The organism is Streptomyces rishiriensis (assembly GCF_003112535.1).
Classification (GTDB): domain Bacteria; phylum Actinomycetota; class Actinomycetes; order Streptomycetales; family Streptomycetaceae; genus Streptomyces; species Streptomyces rishiriensis.
The window spans coordinates 49697-66401 of the sequence record NZ_BEWA01000011.1 but is presented as its reverse complement, the minus strand read 5'-3'; the positions used below and the strand labels follow the sequence as shown (position 1 = coordinate 66401).

At 72.4% G+C, this 16705-nt stretch carries 17 protein-coding genes; 7 read left to right on the top strand and 10 right to left on the bottom strand.

The window, feature by feature from the left end:
* Positions 1-14: 14 nt before the first annotated feature.
* Positions 15-2909: a hypothetical protein gene (locus Sri02f_RS18880; protein WP_159106742.1), complete on the bottom strand. Its 2895-nt coding sequence runs from the start codon at positions 2907-2909 to the stop codon at positions 15-17.
* Between Sri02f_RS18880 and Sri02f_RS41260 the strand changes: the two genes are divergently transcribed.
* Positions 2862-3215, top strand: a complete 354-nt coding sequence (locus Sri02f_RS41260; protein WP_159106741.1) for a hypothetical protein — start codon at positions 2862-2864, stop codon at positions 3213-3215. The two genes, Sri02f_RS18880 and Sri02f_RS41260, sit on opposite strands and share 48 nt — an antisense overlap.
* A gap of 299 nt (positions 3216-3514) precedes the next feature.
* Entirely contained in the window at positions 3515-4378 is an 864-nt protein-coding gene (locus Sri02f_RS18875) for a nuclease (protein ID WP_109002488.1), read from the top strand.
* A 48-nt stretch (positions 4379-4426) separates the two neighbouring features.
* On the opposite strand, the gene rho is transcribed toward Sri02f_RS18875, so the two are convergent.
* Positions 4427-5566, bottom strand: coding sequence for a transcription termination factor Rho (gene rho, locus Sri02f_RS18870; RefSeq protein ID WP_109002487.1), 1140 nt, complete (start codon positions 5564-5566; stop codon positions 4427-4429).
* A gap of 442 nt (positions 5567-6008) precedes the next feature.
* On the opposite strand from rho, the gene Sri02f_RS18865 reads away from it, so the two are divergent.
* A complete protein-coding gene (locus Sri02f_RS18865; protein WP_174855666.1) occupies positions 6009-6890 on the top strand; it encodes a hypothetical protein in 882 nt (293 codons plus the stop codon).
* Between the two features lie 45 nt (positions 6891-6935).
* On the opposite strand, the gene Sri02f_RS18860 is transcribed toward Sri02f_RS18865, so the two are convergent.
* A complete protein-coding gene (locus tag Sri02f_RS18860) occupies positions 6936-7343 on the bottom strand; it encodes a nuclear transport factor 2 family protein (RefSeq protein ID WP_109002486.1) in 408 nt (135 codons plus the stop codon).
* A gap of 78 nt (positions 7344-7421) precedes the next feature.
* Between Sri02f_RS18860 and Sri02f_RS18855 the strand changes: the two genes are divergently transcribed.
* Positions 7422-7985, top strand: a complete 564-nt coding sequence (locus Sri02f_RS18855; RefSeq protein ID WP_109002485.1) for a PadR family transcriptional regulator — start codon at positions 7422-7424, stop codon at positions 7983-7985.
* Between the two features lie 5 nt (positions 7986-7990).
* Positions 7991-8758 (top strand): class I SAM-dependent methyltransferase, encoded by a 768-nt coding sequence (locus Sri02f_RS18850; protein ID WP_109002484.1) that lies wholly within the window; start codon positions 7991-7993, stop codon positions 8756-8758.
* Here the strand turns inward: Sri02f_RS18850 and Sri02f_RS18845 are convergent.
* From Sri02f_RS18845 to Sri02f_RS18820, 6 genes are all read right to left on the bottom strand, one after another.
* Positions 8739-9494: a GntR family transcriptional regulator gene (locus tag Sri02f_RS18845; RefSeq protein ID WP_109002483.1), complete on the bottom strand. Its 756-nt coding sequence runs from the start codon at positions 9492-9494 to the stop codon at positions 8739-8741. The two genes, Sri02f_RS18850 and Sri02f_RS18845, sit on opposite strands and share 20 nt — an antisense overlap.
* Before the next feature lie 156 nt (positions 9495-9650).
* On the bottom strand, positions 9651-10817 hold the full coding sequence (locus Sri02f_RS18840; protein WP_109002482.1) for a serine hydrolase domain-containing protein: 1167 nt from the start codon (positions 10815-10817) through the stop codon (positions 9651-9653).
* 116 nt (positions 10818-10933) lie between these two features.
* The gene (locus Sri02f_RS18835; RefSeq protein WP_109002481.1) at positions 10934-11902 is read right to left on the bottom strand and encodes an acetylxylan esterase; all 969 of its coding nucleotides are present in this window, start codon (positions 11900-11902) and stop codon (positions 10934-10936) included.
* A gap of 85 nt (positions 11903-11987) precedes the next feature.
* Positions 11988-12575, bottom strand: coding sequence for an Rv1733c family protein (locus Sri02f_RS18830; protein ID WP_109002480.1), 588 nt, complete (start codon positions 12573-12575; stop codon positions 11988-11990).
* Between the two features lie 171 nt (positions 12576-12746).
* Complete coding sequence (locus Sri02f_RS18825; protein WP_174855668.1) at positions 12747-13466, bottom strand: ferredoxin reductase; 720 nt, start codon at positions 13464-13466, stop codon at positions 12747-12749.
* Positions 13467-13551: 85 nt separating this feature from the next.
* Positions 13552-14157, bottom strand: coding sequence for a sulfite oxidase-like oxidoreductase (locus Sri02f_RS18820; protein WP_109002478.1), 606 nt, complete (start codon positions 14155-14157; stop codon positions 13552-13554).
* 220 nt (positions 14158-14377) lie between these two features.
* On the opposite strand from Sri02f_RS18820, the gene Sri02f_RS18815 reads away from it, so the two are divergent.
* Both Sri02f_RS18815 and Sri02f_RS18810 read left to right on the top strand, forming a co-directional pair.
* Positions 14378-15310 (top strand): NADP-dependent oxidoreductase, encoded by a 933-nt coding sequence (locus Sri02f_RS18815; RefSeq protein WP_109002477.1) that lies wholly within the window; start codon positions 14378-14380, stop codon positions 15308-15310.
* Complete coding sequence (locus tag Sri02f_RS18810; RefSeq protein ID WP_109002476.1) at positions 15307-16074, top strand: GNAT family N-acetyltransferase; 768 nt, start codon at positions 15307-15309, stop codon at positions 16072-16074. Before Sri02f_RS18815 ends, Sri02f_RS18810 begins: the two co-directional genes overlap by 4 nt.
* Before the next feature lie 32 nt (positions 16075-16106).
* Here Sri02f_RS18810 and Sri02f_RS18805 read toward each other — a convergent pair whose 3' ends face one another.
* On the bottom strand, positions 16107-16547 hold the full coding sequence (locus Sri02f_RS18805) for a MarR family winged helix-turn-helix transcriptional regulator (RefSeq protein WP_245970685.1): 441 nt from the start codon (positions 16545-16547) through the stop codon (positions 16107-16109).
* Between the last annotated feature and the right edge of the window lie 158 nt (positions 16548-16705).

The following is a 16705-nucleotide window of genomic DNA, read 5'->3' as shown; positions in this document are numbered from 1 at the left end:
CGTCTCCCATGCGATCAAGGAGCGTACGCCTCGCAGTACTCCCGCCAGTGCGGTTCCAGCACGCAGTCGGCGAAGGAAGGGTCGCCCGGGGCCCCGGAGAAGCTGCGCTCGAGACTGAGCTTGACGGACTTGCTGAAGAACGCGATCCGTACGCTGACCGTGAGGGTGCCCCTGCCAGTGATCACCGACTGGTGGATGTCCTTCCTCTTGTCGTAGGCCAGTTGGAGAGAGAACTCGACGGACACCGTGACGATGCCCAGCACGGACAGAAAACCGCTGCACCGCAGGTAGCCGGACAGGGAGGCCCCGGTGTCCGAGAGCGAGAAGCGGATGCCCGCCATCACCGAGACCCCGCCGCTCGCGACACCGAGATCGAGCGCCGCCGCGCCGCCGAACTCCAGGGCGCCCTCGAGTTGCCGCACTCCTCTGGCGGCGTCGACCAGCAGGGAGAAGTAGCCACCGCCGCCGAACAGGGACACGGTGACGATGAAGGGGTGCTGTCGCTCGGAGACCGAGAAACGGAACGTGACACCGGTCCCGTCGTCGAAGGGGATCTTCAGCTCGGCCGCCAGCGCGAGGTTCGACAGGGTGAAGACGCCGATGCCGATGGTCGGCACCGTGAACTTGTAGCCCGCGGTGACGCCGCTGGGCTGGACGTCGACATACGCGCCCGCCCCGAAGACGTCGGCGGGCAGGGCGCTGCGGAGGGTGTTGATGAATTCCAGGGCGCCTTCGAACTTCAGCTCCACACCGCTCGCCGTCACCTCGGGCTTCTTCGCCGAGCCGGTCCGGAACCTCAGCTCGGCGATTTCCACCCGGGCGCAATCGGCGAACTCCAGCGCGAAGTTGCTCAGCCTGCCGTCCACGGTGACCTGATCAAGTGCGCCCTTCGAGCGGACGGTGTGCGCGTCCAGGGTCAGCGTGGCATCCTTCGCGTCGATGACATCCGGCAGTTCGCCCTTCTCCGGTGGGGAGTCCGGGTTCGCCAGCCGGGTCTTCCACACGTAGCGCAGTTCCTTGCCCTGCCCGTCCGCCAGGTCGCGGATACGCATTACCGGCACCGGCAGGATGCCGTCCGCGGCGTCCAGGACGGCCTGGATCTGGTTGTCGGTGTAGTTCGTGACGGCGGTGACATCGTCCTTGACCAGGGCCTTCAGGACCCGTCCGAGGTCGATGAGGCCCAGCAGCTTGGCTCCGTCGAAGGTCTTCAGCATGTCGGACGGCGCAATCGCGTCGATGACGGCACCCGTGGCGTCGGTCTTGAAGACGTCGGGGACGACTCCCGCCTGGGCCGTGATGAGTCTGAGCGCGGTCTTCGGACTTGCGACCCCGCCGGCCTTCTCCGCCCCGAGCGCGAGGCCGATCGGCGCGACAAGGTCCAGGTAGGCGCCCGCCGGATGCTTCTCCATGGCCTGCTTGAGATAGGTGTCGTTGAAGGTGACCGCGAGATCCCCGGCGGTCGGGGCGAACTGCTCGACAGCGGGGACACGAACGGTGGCGGCCCCCACGTAGGGCAGACCGACCGCCATGCGGTCGGCTTCCGGCTTGCTGCCGATGGTCCCGAACCCGAAGGTCAGGGAGCCGACCGCGTGGCAGGTGCTGCCGGGAGCGTCGGCGGGCGGCTGAGCCATGGCCATCTGCTGGCCGCCCATCTGGCGTGTCGAACGGTCCTTCGCCGGGTCCGGACTCTTCGGCTTCTCGGCGTACCGGGCTTGCAGCTGCGGATCCGCCACGCCGTCCGGCACGAACACCAAAGGCATGGTGAAGCTGACTTTCCGGCCTTCACAGTCCGTTCCGATGACGGTGAACTCGTGGTCGTCGCCGGAGCTTTTGAGCCTCACCCAGAAGGACGAGGAATCGTCCTCCGCCTCGACGACCGGGGTGGTCCGATCGGTGATCCGCAGTGCACGGAAGGGCATTTCGCGCCCTCCGTAGGTGAACCCGGCCGTTCCGTACTGCACTTCCGGCTGCTTGGGTACGACGTGATCCTCCCGTTGCAGGTAGGCGACGATGCCGTCGTTCGGGCGTGCCACGAAGATCCGCTTGAACTCCTTCACGTGCAGGGCCTCATGACCCGTGCTCAGGCGGCCGTGTGTCACGGCGCGGACGTACTGATCACGTCCCAGACCCGTGATCTGGTCATACACCGTCAGGGTCGGGAACGGCCGACCTGCCTTCTCGTACGCGGACCTGTCGGAGTCCGGGGCACTTTCCCATGCACCGTGCAGGTGGGCCGAGGCGCCCAGCGGGGTGAGGATGAACTGTTCCGAGTGCAACGGCGCGCTCGGGACGGCGATGGGCACGCCGCTGCCCGGGACGATGAGTTCGGCCCGGCTGGTGAGGGTGACGAGGTCCTGAAGGTTCCCGGCGTCGAGCGGACTGCCCGGGGGCGGCGCGCCCCCGTCGCCGGCCGTCGCGAAGGCCCGGAGCAGCACCTCGCCGTTCTGCCCGCCGTGCAGCCGCGCGTGCCACAACGCGAGCCGTCCGCCGCCCTGTTGGGGCGCGGGCGGACCCAGCCAGTGAACCGGCTCATCGTAGGTGATCAGCAGCCGGGCCGGGAATTCGATGACGCTTCTGGGGATGCCCTGGAAGATCGTCGACCCCGGGGTGTCGGGATCACGCATGCCCACCGGCACGGTCAGCGGAACGAGTCGCTCCCAGTCGAGCAGCGCGGCCAGGGAGAGGTCCAGGCCATCCATGTCGCCCGGGACCGAGAAGGCCAGCCGGGTCGAGCCGGCGGTGACGGCTTTCAGCGCGCCGGAGGCGGGGCCCAGCGAATCCGGAACCGCTTCCAGCACGTGCTGCGGTGCCAGGCCGGCGACGACGAACGCCGGTGCACCCGGATCCCGCCGCACCAGACGGTGGCCGTCGAACCGCAGATTGACCAGGGCGATGTCGACGACGAGCATGTCGGCGGGTCGCACCACCCGGAACGGGCCCTCGGCGACGTCCTCGCCCGCCGGACCGTCGTGCGGTGGCCCGCCGGGACCGTCCTGCGGGCCACCGGGGTCCGGGCCGTCATGGCCGTCATGGCCGAACGGGTGCCCGCCGCCGAACGGAGGATGCCCACCGAAGCCCCCGCCGTGGCCGTCGAAGCCGCCACCGTGACCGCCGTGACCACCGAAGCCGCCGCCACCGTCGCCGTGTCCGCCGCCGGGATGGTTCCGCAGCTCTTCCCAGGGTCTCAGGGCTTCAGGGCGACCAGTGTGGAATGACATGAGAACGCCTCGTCCGAGGTCGTGGGAGTCGATCGTGGGAGTCGTGACGTGCGGCGGAGCCGCTCACACCTCCTTTCATGTTCACTCCGTCGGCGGATTCTCGCCACTGGAGTCCCAAGCGGTGACAGGGTGCACGGGAGCATCCTCCAGCCGTGGGACGCACCATCAGTTCGGTGACCCTTCAACCATGTTGACGTGCTGTTTTTCGCCATTGCACGCCGATCGGCCCGGGAATAACGTGGAGATGTCAGCACTTCGCCTCTCGCCATCGTCCGTTCACGTCGTCGGAGGCTGCCATGACGATGCTTCTCATCAACGGGTCGTTCCAGATCAAGGGAACCCAGCCGGATGGCGACACCATCCACTTCACCCCCGCCGACCCGAACGACTGGGGTCTCGTGGGCAGCGGAGGCCGTGCGGTCAAGCGCGACGCGTTGGGACGCGCGACGCTGCGACTGGACGCGATCGACGCGCTGGAGACCCATTACGGTGCCAACCGCGTTCACCAGCCCCTGCAGTTCGCCCATGCCGCACGCGACGAACTGCTGAGCTGGCTGGGGTTCACGGACGTGCAGCAGGGGTCGAACGAGACCGTCACCGCCGCGACACCCGACACCGTCCCCGGCTTCATCTACACCAGTGGCGCCGACATCCATGGCAGGTGTGTCGCCCTGGCCGGGCGCGGCGCCTCCGGCGGTGCCAGCGGTACGGACGTCGACGTCGACGTCACCATGCTCCGGGCGACGGTCAACCATCACCTGCTCACCGTGGGCCTGGTCTATCCCACCTTCTACCGCAGCCTGTTCCCCAGCCTGCGCGCGGAGTTGACCTCCGCCACCCAGCAGGCGCGGACGGCGCCGGGCCGAGGCCTGTGGCCGAGCGACGTGACGACGACCGGGGCGAAGGTCACGGCGCTGTCCTCGATCACCGACGACGTCGTCATCCTTCCCAAGCTGTTCCGGCGTCTTGTCGACTTCTTCCAGCTCGACAGCCCGAGCATCGCCTGCTTCCCCGCCTATCTGGCCGGAGTGCAGGACCGCTTCACGGTCCTGTCCACCGGCAAGCGCCTCGTGGGCCTGCACCACGTCGTCGAGGTCACCAACGGCGCCACCGTGCGGATGACGCTGCCGCCCGAGGACCTCGTCTTCGACGAGTCCTGAATCCAGCCGCCACAAGCACCGGCCCGGCGAACCATCCCGGTCGAAGCACTAGGCGGCGGGCAGCGTGGGCTGGATGCGGCGCAGGAAGGACGCGTTGTCGGGGGTCTCGCGCATCCGCTCCAGGAGGGTCTCCAGGTTCGCCTGGCCGTCCCGGGTCCGCAGGGCCCGGCGCAGACCGCGTACGGCGGTCAACTCGGCGGGGGAGTAGAGGAGTTCCTCCCGGCGGGTGCCGGAGCCGTCGACGTCGACGGCCGGGAAGACGCGTCGGGAGGCCGGTTCGCGGTCGAGGCGGAGCTCCATGTTGCCGGTGCTCTTCAGTTCCTCGAAGTAGAAGTCGTCGGCGCGCGAGCCCGTTTCGACCAGGGCGGTCGCGAGGATGGTGAGGGAACCGCCCTCCTCGGCGGCGCGCGCGGCGCCGAAGAACCGCTTGGGGCCGATCAGCGCGGTCGCGTCGACGCCGCCGCTGAGGGTGCGGCCACCGGCGGCCGCCGTGTTGTTGTGGGCCCGGCACAGCCGGGTGAGGGAGTCGAGCAGGATCACGACGTCCTCGCCCGCCTCGACGAGCCGCTTGGCCCGTTCGACGACGAGTTCGGCCAGGGCGACGTGCTGTCCCGGCGCCCGGTCGAACGTCGAGGCGTACACCTCGCCGCGCACGGAGCGCCGCATGTCGGTGACTTCCTCGGGCCGCTCGTCGAGCAGGACGACCATCAGCCGCGCCCCGGGATGGTTGCCGGCCACGGCGGCGGCGATCTGCTGGAGCAGCACGGTCTTGCCCGTCTTGGGCGGCGCGACGATCAGTCCGCGCTGCCCCTTGCCTACGGGCGCGAGGAGATCCGCCACCCGTCCGGCGAGACCCGACGCGCGGTGTTCGAGGCGGAGCCGTTCGTGGGGGTGCACGGGGGTGAGGTCGCGGAAGTTCCGGCGGCCGTGCAGTGCGTCGGGCGTACGGCCGTCGACGAGGGTGATCTCGGTCAGAGTGCGCTGGGCGCCGCGCAGCCCTTCGACGAGGTCGCCCTTGCGCAGACCGTGCCGGCGGATCAGCGCCGCCGGGACCTGGGGGTCGTTCGGCGTGGGCAGACAGTCGGCGGGGCGCAGGCGTCCCTTGCCGCTCGCGTCGACGTCGAGGACGCCGGCGGCGATCCGGGCCGGGGACTGCTGCACCGGGGGGTGTTCGAGAGTGGTGGTCATGGGTGGTCGGTCCTTTCACGGACGGAAGGCATGAGACATGCGAAGAGGGGGGAGCAGCCGCGGAGGGAGGGCGCGGGGCGCGCCTCGGGCGGCGGGAACGGCACCGCGGTACGGCGACGTCGCGCCGTGGGCGGTGGTGCGGGAAAGCCGCTGCACCGGCCGGAGACGGCGGGTGGCGAGGCGGCGATTCGGAAGAGCTGGACACCGGCGCCCGGCACGGGGCGTACACAAGTGCCACTCGCACTGTAGCACAGGGATCGGCCGCGACGGCGACCTCGGTCGCGAGGAGGGATGGACGCGCGGGGGTGTCAACGGCGGCGGGGGCGTCCGGGACCAGGGGTGAGGGGCCGGGCCTGTGCGAGGTTCGTCGCAGATGTCCCCAGAGAGTAACGATCCATGACGGCAGCGGACTTGACCGCCATATCTGCATTATCTTCACGTCATGTCCACGCCGCCTCAGCCTCCGCAGCAGCCGGAGCAGCCGTCCGGGGCGCCGGCCCAGCCGAGCGCGTACCCCTATCCGAATCCGCAGTCGCCGGCCCCCGGCGGCCCGATGGGCTTCCCGCCGGCGGCCCAGGCCGGTCCGCAGAGCGTCTACGCGCAGCCCACGCTGGTCGGCCACCCCGTACAGCCCCAGCCGGGCAACCCCTACGCCCAGCCGGCCCCGTACCCCGTCGTCGGTCCGCCGCCCACGGGGGGCGGCGGCGCCGGACGGGCGGTTCTGTGGGCCGTGGTCGGCGCGGTGGTGGCGTCGGCCGCGTGGGCGGCCGGCGTCTTCCTGACCGCGTCCGGCGCCGACACGGACCTGCGCGGCTACGCCGCGCCGACGAACCTGTGCACCTCCACCGACTACTCGTCGTTCAAGGGGGAGTACACGGCCGAGGACAGCGCCCCGAGCCACAACGGCATCAAGGACGACGCCCTCGACGAGGGCCTGTGCAACATCAGCCTGAAGAAGTCGGGTTCGAGCTACTCGGACGCCTACCTCTACACCCAGCTCGACCTGCACAAGAAGACGGACCCGGGGCCCGAGTTCACCGCCGCGTGGAAGAACTACGGCGACAGCCACAAGGGTTACGACGTGGAGAGCGTCCCGGGCATCGGCGACGAGGCCTACCTCGTCAGCGACGACACCACCTCCGGTTCGACGAGCGGTTCGCTCTACGCCACGCTCGCCGTCCGGGACGGCTGGGTCACCTACACGATGAGCTACAGCGCCTACTACACCTCGTACGCCACCGACACCCATCCGCCGACGCTCGCCCAGGTCTCGGACTGGCTGAAGACGGACACCCGGGCGACCCTGCGCGACCTGCGGGGGTGACGTCCCGCGACACGAGCAGTCCTGGGCAGTCCTGCGGGGCCGGCGTCAGGAGGCGGAGGCCGAGCGGGCCTCCGCCTCCTTCGCGATCTCGTCGAAGCGCGCGCCCATCGCCGCCGCGAGGGCCTGCGCGCCCGACAGCGGACGCACCATGACGGTCAGTTCGTCGATGAGGCCGTTCTCGTCGAGGTGGATGAAGTCGCAGCCGGTCAGCTGCCGCGCGCCCACCCGGGCCGTGAACACCAGCGCGTGGTCGCGGCCGTCGTCCCCGTCGAGCTCCCGCTCGTACCGGAAGTCCTCGAACACCTGCGACACCGCGCGCAGGATGGACGCGGTGATCGCCTTGCCCGGGTAGGGCTTGAACACGACCGGACTGGTGAACACCACGTCGTCGGCCAGCAGCGCCTCGACGGCGTCGAGATCGCCGGCCTCGACCGCCTCGCGGAACGCGCGCATCGGATCACCCCATCGCAGACAGTAAATTTGTTGAGTAGGTGCGGATGAGAATAATCATCCGCTTGCTACCGTGTCCACATGTCCCTGAAGTACGCCGTGCTGGCCGCCCTGCTGGAGGGCGAGGCCTCGGGCTATGAGCTGTCGAAGGTGTTCGACGTCTCCCTCGCGAACTTCTGGCCCGCCACCCCGCAGCAGCTCTACCGCGAACTGGAACGCCTCGCGCAGGACGGCCTGATCGAAGCACGGATGGTGCAGCAGGAACGCCGTCCCAACAAGCGGATGTTCACCCTCACCGCGGCGGGCCGGGAGGATCTGAGCTCCTTCGCCGCGACCCCGCCGCGCAGACCCACCGCGATCCGGGACGAACTCCTCGTCAAGATCCAGGCCATGGACGCCGGCGATCCCGAGGTCACGCGTGCGCTGATCGAGGAGCGGATGTCCTGGGCGCGCGGCAAGCTGGAGCGCTACGAGCGGCTCCGCGACCGCCTGCTCGACGGGCGCAGCGAGGACGAGTACCTGGTCGGGGCCGACCGGATCGGCCCCTATCTGACCCTGATGGGCGGCATCGCCTTCGAGGAGGGCAACCTGCGCTGGTGCGAGCGAGCCCTGGTGCTCCTGCGGCGGCGTGCCGCCGTAGGCTGACACCGATGTTCAGCCCCGAAGGCCCCACTCTGCGCGAACTCGCCGTCCAGGCCCTGTCGTCCGTCGAGCACGGCTACGACCTCCTGGCGCCGAAGTTCGACCGCACTCCCTTCCGCACCCCCGACTCCGTCCTGGATGCGGTCGCCTCGGCTCTGAAGGAGTCCGGCCCCTACGAGGACGGCCTCGACCTGTGCTGCGGCACGGGCGCCGGGGTCGACGTCCTGGCCACGGTGTGCCGCACCGGCGTGACCGGGGTCGACTTCAGTGCGGGCATGCTCGACGTGGCACGCGGGCGGACGCCCCCGCCGGGCCCGCGGGTGTCCTGGGTGCGGGCGGACGCCCGCGCACTGCCGTTCACGGCCGCGTTCGACCTCGTCGTGAGCTTCGGGGCGTTCGGCCACTTCCTGCCCCGTGAGCTGCCGGGCCTGTTCGCCCAGGTGCACGGTGCGCTGCGACCCGGGGGGCGCTTCGCGTTCCCCGTCCTCGCGCCGCCGCGGCCGTCCTCCCCGGCCTTCTGGATGCTCCTCGGCTTCGATGCGGCGATGCGCGTGCGCAACGCCGTGTGGCGGCCTCCGTTCGTCATGTACTACCGGGCCTTCCGGCTCGGCGAGGTGCGGCGGGCCCTCGAGGGCGCCGGGTTCTCCGTGGCCCTTCGGGCCCTGCCCGAGTTCGGCACGAGAAGAGACGGGAACCCGCGGGTGCGCATGGTCGAGGCGCTGCGGGCGCCCGACGGCGACGGCGCGGGCGGGGACGTCACGCCGCCGGGAGCGTGAACGCGTAGACCAGCGCCTCCCGCCGGGCGTCCACCACCAGATCGGTGATCTCCAGGGGGCGCGCGTACTGGTCGTGCACCTGCCGGGTCACCCGCATCGAGGGGGCGTCGCCGAGCGGGGTGATGAGGTCGCGGTGGTGCAGGGTCAGCCCGGCCCGGCGCATCCAGTCGTACGCCCGCCGCAGCTCCGGGGCGGCGTCGGCGTCGGCGCGGTCGCGATAGCGGGCCAGTTCCTCGACCTCGGTCAGCGCCACCGCCGAGAAGGACGTGACGGCCGTGCGCAGCCCCCGCCCGTCGGCGCGGGCGGACTCGTAGCGGTGCACCAGCGTCGGCCGCAGGGGGGCGAGCCCCAGCGCCTCGGCGTGCCCGGGCGGGGGCGCCTCCCAGCTGACGGCGGCCCGGGCCACCGCCGACGGGTCGTCCGCGGGCCGCGCGCCGACGGGGAAGGCGAGGAACGACGGCGTGCCGAGCGGGCCGTCCGGCAGGGCCGCGTAGCTGCCCCGCCGGTCGGTCTCGACGAGTCCGTCGCGGCGCAGGACCTCCAGGGCCTGGCGCACGGTCTCCCGGCTGACGCCGAAGTGAGCGGCCAACTGCCGTTCGCTGGGCAGTCGTTCGCCGGGCGCGAGGGTGCCGTCACGCAGATCGCCGAGCAACCTCTTCGCGATCCGCCAGTACAGCGGCCGGTCCTCGGAGTACGGGTGGACGTGGTCGGTGGTGGGGATGGTGCTGCGGGCCATGCCGCGCGCCTCCTGTGGGTGACGTGCCGTGTTCGTGCGGACTCGGTGCGCCACCAGATCTAGCATTGGTCTAAACCATGAGGGAAGGGCGGACCGGCGGATCGGCCGAAACCGGTCCGCCCCGCGCCCCCGCCCCCGAGCTCGCCGCGACCGCGCTCACAGCGCGCTGTACAGGGCCTCGATCAGCGCCATCTTGCGCGGGTCGTCGGCGATGCGCGGCCCCATCCGGTTCATCACGTAACCCAGCGACACCCCGGCCTCCGGGTCGGCGAGTCCGCAGGAGCCGCCGAACCCGTCGTGACCGAAAGCGCGCGGGTTGGGTCCGTACGAGCCGTTCGGTCCGCTGAGCCACAACCCGAGGCCGATCTCGGTCTCATGCTCGAACCCGGCCCCCAGGACCACGTCCCGGCAGGCGCCCTGTCCCTCGCGCACCCGCTCGGCCGCCTCGGGGGACAGGATGCGCCTGCCGCCGTACGCGCCCCGGCCGGCGAAGACGCCGTAGAGCGCGGCCACGGCCCGCGCCGTGCCGTGACCGTTGGCCGCCGGGATCTCCGCGGCCCGCCACCGGGGCGAGTTGGCCTCGACCGCGCCTGCCGGGGGGTTGGTCAGCGCGGCGATGGCCGCGGGCGTCAACTGGCTGAACACCGCGGCCTGTTCGCTCCTCGAGGCGGCCGGGGGATGCACCAGCTCCGCCGCCCTTGCGGCCTCCTTCTCCGCCAGCCCGATGGTGAAGTCGAGGCCCAGCGGGCCGGTCGCCTCCCGCTCCAGAAAGGCCCCCGGCAGCAGTCCCGACACCCGCCGCACGACCTCCCCGACGAGGAAGCCGAAGGTGAGGGCGTGGTAGCCCGACCGGGTGCCCGGCTCCCACCAGGGCTCGGTGGCCGCCAGGCGCGCGGTGGTCAGCTCCCAGTCGTAGAGCTGTTCGAGCGAGTGCGGCTCGCGCAGTCCGGCCAGGCCCGCGCGGTGGGACAGCAGGTGCCGCACCAGCACCCGCTCCTTGCCCGCGGCGGCGAACTCCGGCCAGTAGGCGGCCACCGGGGCGTCGAAGTCCAGCAGTCCCCGGTCGGCGAGGATGTGCGCGCACAGGGCCGTCGGCCCCTTCGACGTGGACCACACGTTGACCAGCGTGTCCCGCTCCCAGGCGCGCGTGCGCGCCGGGTCGGCCCAGCCGCCCCACAGGTCGGCCACGGTCACCCCGTCGACGGTCACGCTCACGGCGGCGCCGAGCTCGCCCCGGTCCCGGAAGTTCTCCTCGAAGGCGGTGCGCACCGCGGCGAACCGCGGGTCGCAGTGGCCGTGAACCTGTGGCACGTGCTCGGACATGGGCCCTCCGTGGTCCGCCGGGACGTCCGGACCGCGACGGTGCGGCCCGGACCTCCTGAACGTACCGACTGGTCGGACTGGAGGGAAGCGGTCGGCACGGACCGCCGGGCCGCGGCTCAGGTGTAGGAGCGCAGCCAGCGCAGCTTGACCGCCTCCTGGTAGGGGCCGCCGCCCTCGTGGTCGTTGAACTCGTACACCTCGATGGCCTTGTCCTCGTGCGACCACGCGTTGAAGGCGGCGAACACGGTCGAAGGCGGGCAGGTCTGGTCCTCCAGCGCCGCCGAGAACAGGGCCGGGGCCGAGCCGCGGGAGGCGAAGTGGACGCCGTCGAAGTAGGACAGGGTGCGCAGCGCGTCCCCGGCGCGGCCGCGGTGCGTCTTGAGGAACAGGCCGATCTCACGGTAGGGGTGACGGTCCGTCAGCGTCGCGGCTCGGGGGAAGTCGCACAGGAACGGCACGTCGGGAGCGACCGCCGCGAGGTCGGGCACCAGGCCGCCCACGGCGATCGTGATGCCGCCGCCCTGGCTCGCGCCGACCGCCGCGGTCCGCGAGGCGTCGGTCAGCGGATGCGAACGGGCCGCCTCGACCGCGCGGACCGCGTCCGTGTACACCCGTCGGTAGTAGTAGTTCTCGGGGGCGTCGATGCCCCGGGTCATGAAACCGGGGTACGACGGCGCGCCGCCCACCGGGTCCGCGGTGCCGCCCCCGCCGCCCCATGCGCTGCCCTGGCCGCGGGTGTCCATGAGGAAGTGCGCGCGGCCCGTGGACGCCCACAGCAGGTGCTCGTGCGGCAGCCCTCGCCCGCCGCCGTACCCGACGAACTCCACGACCAGGGGGAGCGGCCGGTCGGCCCCGGCGGGCAGCGTAAGCCAGCCCTTGACCGGGTGGCCGCCGTACCCGGCGAACGTCACGTCGTACACCTGCACCGTGGTCAGGCCCGTGTCGACCGGCTCGAAGCGGGCGTCCAGGTCGTGTTCGCGGGCTTCCTGGAGCGTCTTGGACCAGAACGCGTCGAAATCCTCGGGCTCGGTGGAGGCGCTGCGGTAGTCGTGGAGCTCGTCGCGGGACAGGTCGAACAGGGCCATGGAAAACCGCCTTTTGTCAATTGCCCATACGAATGATCACACCGTACGTGGGGGTGGGAGGCGTCGCCAGACTGCGTCGCAAGCTTCAGGCGGGCCTGTGCCGGGTCCACTGCGGTTCGGTGAGCGCCCACTCCCGTTCCCACTCGGCCAGCCGGTGACGCATGGCCACCCGGCGGACGGCGGCGTGCCCGAGGAGCACCGAGGCCGCCGCGCCGCCGGCCACGCAGACGCCCAGGGTGAGGGTGTGCTGCCACACCATCGTGTCGTTGGGCGGCGGCGCGACGCTGCGGCCGTGGTCGTCGAACCACACGTCCACCACGTCTCCGCGATGCGTGCCCGCCGGCACCCGTGCGGTGGCCGTCCGCGCGTGCTCGCCCGGCGGCGTCCACCGCACGCTCACGGCGACCGTCTGCTGTCTGCCGCCCTCGACGGCGGGCATGGTCTCGGGCGGGTGGCCGACGACCTGCGCGGTCACCTGGTGCCGGTCGGCCCGTTGCCGGAGCGCGGCCGCCTGGGCGTCGTCATGGGCCCAGCGGCCCGCGAGCGCCCCGGCCAGGGGCGCGGCCACCAGCAGCAGCACGGCGACGACCAGCGCCGTCCACGCCTCGACGACATCCGACCTGCGCCGCAGCGGATTGTTCCGCCGACGCCATTCACGCACCCCGCTTCGCATGTCGACCTCCTCGCCGTCACGCGGACGAGTGCCTACCGCAGGGAGGTACCCCGTTCGGAGTACATCGTTTCACGCATCGTTCACGACGGCCCCTCGGCAGCGGTTCACGACGGCCCCTCGACACCCCTCGTCGGCTTCCCGGGCGAGGCCATGAGGGAAGGGCCGGCCGGGTCAGCCGAAGCGTTCGATCCTGATGCGGTCCACGGGCTGTCCGGCCTCGACCAGCAGCCGTGACGCGTGTTCGGCGAACCCGTTCGAGCCGCACACGTACGCCTCCCAGCCGCCCGCGGGCTCCTCGGCGAGCAGCGGCGCCAGGTGCTCCGCCCCCAGGCGGCCCACGGGCATGCCACGGGGCGCGCTCCGGGTGAACACGCGCGTCGTCTCCGCGCCGAGCTCGCGCGCGTAGATCAGTTCCTCGGGACCGCGGGCGGACACCACCAGCCGCAGCGGCACGTCGAGGCCGCGCGCCCGGTGGTGGCGCAGCATCGACATCAGCGGGACGACCCCGGACCCGGCGCCGATCAGCAGCGCCGGCCGGTCGCCGGGCCAGGCGAAGAAGCCGCTGAGCGGGCCGCGCACCTCGACCGCGTCGCCCGGCTCGGCCGTCGTGTGGAACCAGCCCGAGACCTCGCCGCCGTCCACATGGTCCAGCGTCAGCTCGATGTGCCCGTCGTCGTCGGGCGGGGACGCGATCGAGTAGTGGCGCTGGGCGGTGTACCCGTCGGCGGCCGTCAGCCGGAGCATCAGGTGCTGGCCGGGCAGATGACCCGCCCAGTCCGGCGCCGCGAACCGGAAGGTGGACGCGAGCCGGGTCTCGCGGCGGATCTCCGTGAGCGTCACCGTCTGCCACTCGGAGGCGGCCCGGCCGCTGACGGCGATCCGGCCGGGCACGGCGAACCGGGTGGCGGGCGTGAAGGTCCCGGACGGGGGAGCGGCGGCCGGGGACGGGGTGGCCGGGGACGGGGCGGCGAAGGTCTCAGTCACCGGAGTACCTCTGTTCCTCCCACGGGTTGCCCCGCGCGTGGTAGCCGTTCTGCTCCCAGAAGCCGGGCTCGTCGTGGTCGAGGAGGCGCAGCCCCGCGATCCACTTGGCGCTCTTCCAGAAATACAGGTGCGGCACCAGCAGTCGCGCCGGACCGCCGTGCTCGGCCGGGAGGGGCTCGCCGTCGTACTCCCAGGCGATCCAGGCGCGCCCGCCGGTCAGGTCGGCCAGCGGCAGGTTCGTGGTGTACCCGGTGTGGGAGTAGGCCACCGCGTGGGTCGCGGACGCTTCGGGCCGCACGGCAGCAAGGAACGCGTCCAGGGAGACGCCCCCGAACCGCACCCCGAACTTCGACCAGCTCGTGACGCAGTGGATGTCGCCCTCGTAGGCGGACTCCGGGAGCGCGTGCGCCTCGTCCCAGTCCCAGGTCCGGGGCGCCGCCACCAGCCCGTCGACGCGGAAGGTCCAGTCGGCGGGCGCCAGGTCGGGGGTGACCTCGGCGGACAGCACGGGCCAGTCGTCGCCGGCGTCGTACTGGCCGGGGGGCAGTCCCGGATCGGCGACGCGGGGGCGGCCGGTGAAGCCTCGGGTGACGTTCATGCGATTCCAGCGTGAGGTCGGCGGTCGGTTACGCAGTCCACCGTACGTGCAAGTCAGGGGCGCTCTGCACCGGGTCCGCCCCTCGATCGTCAAGGCCGTGTGAACAGTCCCGCGGGCGGGAATAGCGGCCGGACGCGCGCCCTTGCACGTGTCGTCCCCGAACGTCCGGCGGGTCCGGCGGCGCGGGGACGGCAGATGCCGGCGAAGGAGAGTGGGAGCAATGCCGAAGGCGTACGTCTTCACCCGGTACGGCGGCCCGGAGACCGAGGCGCTCGTCGATCTGGAGCGGCCCCGCCCCGGACCGGGCCAGGTGCTGGTCGCGGTGCGCGCGGCGGGCGTGAACCCCGTCGACCGGAAACAGCGCACCGGTTTCCGGCGCCCCGGCGAGAGCGGTGGGCTGTCGTTCCCCGTGGTTCTGGGCAACGAGGCGTCGGGCGTCGTGGCGCAGACCGGCGCGGACGTCACCGGGTTCGCGCCCGGCGACGAGGTGTTCGGCTCGGCCGTCGCCGGCGGCTACGCCCAGTACGTCCGGCTGGCCGCGGACGTCACCGCGCACAAGCCCGCCGAGCTCTCGTTCGCCGACGCGGCGACCCTCCCGGTGGCCGCCGCGACCGCCTACGACGGAGTCCACCGGCTCGGCCTGCCCGCCGGGGCGACGCTGCTGGTCACGGGCGCAGGCGGCGGGGTGGGCGTCGCCGTCGTGCAGATCGCCCGGGCCCTGGGAGTGCGCGTCGTGGGCGTCGCGAGCGCGGGCAAGAAGGAGCTGCTGGAGTCGCTGGGCGCCGTCCACGTGCCCGCCGGCGCCGGCTGGACGGACGCCGTGCGGACGGCCGCCCCCGAGGGCGTCGACGGCGTCTACGACCTCGTCGGCGGCGAGGTGCTGCACGAGGCGGCCGGGCTGGTGCGGGACCGGTCGAGGCTGGTCACCGCCGGGGCCCCGGCCGGGGAGGTGGAGCGGCTGGGCGGCGCACGGGTGGCGCGCGCCCGCGACGCGGCCGTCCCGCGGGCGGTGGCGGACCTGGTCGTGCGCGGAGATCTGGACCCGCACGTCACCCGGAGGTTCCCCCTGGAGCGGGCCGGTGAGGCGCTGCGCGAGGTCGAGAGCGGTCACGCCCTGGGCAAGGTCGTCCTGGAGATCGGGGCGGGCGCATGAGCGCCCCGGGACCCGCGCCGGGCGGGGGAGCGGGCGGCGGAGTCGGGCACGTCCTCGACGATCCCGCGCGGGCCGCGCTCACCGGCCCGCACGCGCACTTCGCCGAGCGCCGGGGACGCGTCCTGCGCTACCCCGTCGACGTGTCGCCCTGGCTGGCGATGCCGGCCGACCCGGACGCCGACGACTGGGCGGACCTCGCGGCGCTGGCCGGACCCGGGGCGGAGGTCCCGCTGCTCGGCTTCCGGGGCGAGGTGCCGGCCGGCTGGGAGGTCACCTTCCGGATCGAGGGCGTGCAGCTCGTCGACGACGGGCTGGAGGCGGCCCCCGACTCGGAGGCGGTGCGGCTCGGCCCCGCCGACGTGCCCGAGATCCTCGACCTGGTGGCGCGCACCCGGCCCGGCCCGTTCGAGGCCCGCACCATCGAGCTCGGCGACTACCTGGGCATCCGCCGGGACGGCGCCCTGGTCGCCCTCGCCGGCGAGCGGCTGCGACCGCCGGGCTGGACCGAGATCAGCGCGGTCTGCACCGACCCGGCCTTCCGCGGCGAGGGGCTGGCGACCCGGTTGATCCTGGCCGTCGCCCACGGCATCCGCGAACGCGGCGACACGCCCTTCCTGCACACCGCCGCCGACAACGCGAACGCCGTCCGCCTCTACGAGTCCCTGGGCTTCCGGCTGCGCCGGCGGACGGCGTTCCTGGCCGCCAGGACGCCCGAGCGGCCGGCGGAGGGACGGGCGGCGGTCCCCGCGTCCCAGGCGTACTGATCACGAGCGTCAGGGGCTTTCGGGGCTGGGCGTCAGTCGCCGTCCGGGGCGGGGCCGGGCCACGCGTTGTACCGCACCAGGTACTCCGCGAACCGCTCCAGGTCCCCGGGCGGCCACTCGGCCAGGCGCTCGTGGAAGGCGGCGCGACGGCTCTCGGTGACCTGGGCGAGGATGCGCCGTCCGGCGTCGGTGAGGTGGAGGACCTGGACGCGGTGGTCCTCGGGGTCCTGGCGCCGGCCGATCAGGTCGGCGCGCTCCAGGGCGGCGACCTGCCGGCTGACCGTGGACTTGTCCAGGGCGTAGTGCGCGGCGAGATCGGTGGCCCGGCAGCCGTCGCTCTCCTCCAGATGGCCGAGCAGCGTGTACGACACCAGCGACAGCTCGGGGTGCAGCCGGCCCGCCGAGGCGCGGGCCCGCCGGGCGAAGCTCGTCATCTCCCGCTGGATCTTCTCCACGGCGTCGGCTGCTTCCACCGGTCCTCTCCTCCCAGATCGCCCAGTTGCACAATACAACTGGAGCGGACGGGATGTCATGAACAGCGGGCGGGGGCTGGGGTAGGGTGGCCGACGGCCGCGGAGGTTCCCGGTCGTCGCGAGGCCCGGGAGGTGAGACCCATTACCGCTGTGTCAGG

What these genes read in the sequence shown, in the direction of transcription:
- Sri02f_RS18880 (WP_159106742.1), bottom strand. Translation starts at nt 2,909, where the DNA reads ATGCTCGTCGTCGACATCGCCCTGGTCAATCTGCGGTTCGACGGCCAC.
- Sri02f_RS18875 (WP_109002488.1), top strand. Translation starts at nt 3,515, where the DNA reads ATGACGATGCTTCTCATCAACGGGTCGTTCCAGATCAAGGGAACCCAG.
- rho (WP_109002487.1), bottom strand. Translation starts at nt 5,566, where the DNA reads ATGACCACCACTCTCGAACACCCCCCGGTGCAGCAGTCCCCGGCCCGG.
- Sri02f_RS18865 (WP_174855666.1), top strand. Translation starts at nt 6,009, where the DNA reads ATGTCCACGCCGCCTCAGCCTCCGCAGCAGCCGGAGCAGCCGTCCGGG.
- Sri02f_RS18860 (WP_109002486.1), bottom strand. Translation starts at nt 7,343, where the DNA reads ATGCGCGCGTTCCGCGAGGCGGTCGAGGCCGGCGATCTCGACGCCGTC.
- Sri02f_RS18855 (WP_109002485.1), top strand. Translation starts at nt 7,422, where the DNA reads ATGTCCCTGAAGTACGCCGTGCTGGCCGCCCTGCTGGAGGGCGAGGCC.
- Sri02f_RS18850 (WP_109002484.1), top strand. Translation starts at nt 7,991, where the DNA reads ATGTTCAGCCCCGAAGGCCCCACTCTGCGCGAACTCGCCGTCCAGGCC.
- Sri02f_RS18845 (WP_109002483.1), bottom strand. Translation starts at nt 9,494, where the DNA reads ATGGCCCGCAGCACCATCCCCACCACCGACCACGTCCACCCGTACTCC.
- Sri02f_RS18840 (WP_109002482.1), bottom strand. Translation starts at nt 10,817, where the DNA reads ATGTCCGAGCACGTGCCACAGGTTCACGGCCACTGCGACCCGCGGTTC.
- Sri02f_RS18835 (WP_109002481.1), bottom strand. Translation starts at nt 11,902, where the DNA reads ATGGCCCTGTTCGACCTGTCCCGCGACGAGCTCCACGACTACCGCAGC.
- Sri02f_RS18830 (WP_109002480.1), bottom strand. Translation starts at nt 12,575, where the DNA reads ATGCGAAGCGGGGTGCGTGAATGGCGTCGGCGGAACAATCCGCTGCGG.
- Sri02f_RS18820 (WP_109002478.1), bottom strand. Translation starts at nt 14,157, where the DNA reads ATGAACGTCACCCGAGGCTTCACCGGCCGCCCCCGCGTCGCCGATCCG.
- Sri02f_RS18815 (WP_109002477.1), top strand. Translation starts at nt 14,378, where the DNA reads ATGCCGAAGGCGTACGTCTTCACCCGGTACGGCGGCCCGGAGACCGAG.
- Sri02f_RS18810 (WP_109002476.1), top strand. Translation starts at nt 15,307, where the DNA reads ATGAGCGCCCCGGGACCCGCGCCGGGCGGGGGAGCGGGCGGCGGAGTC.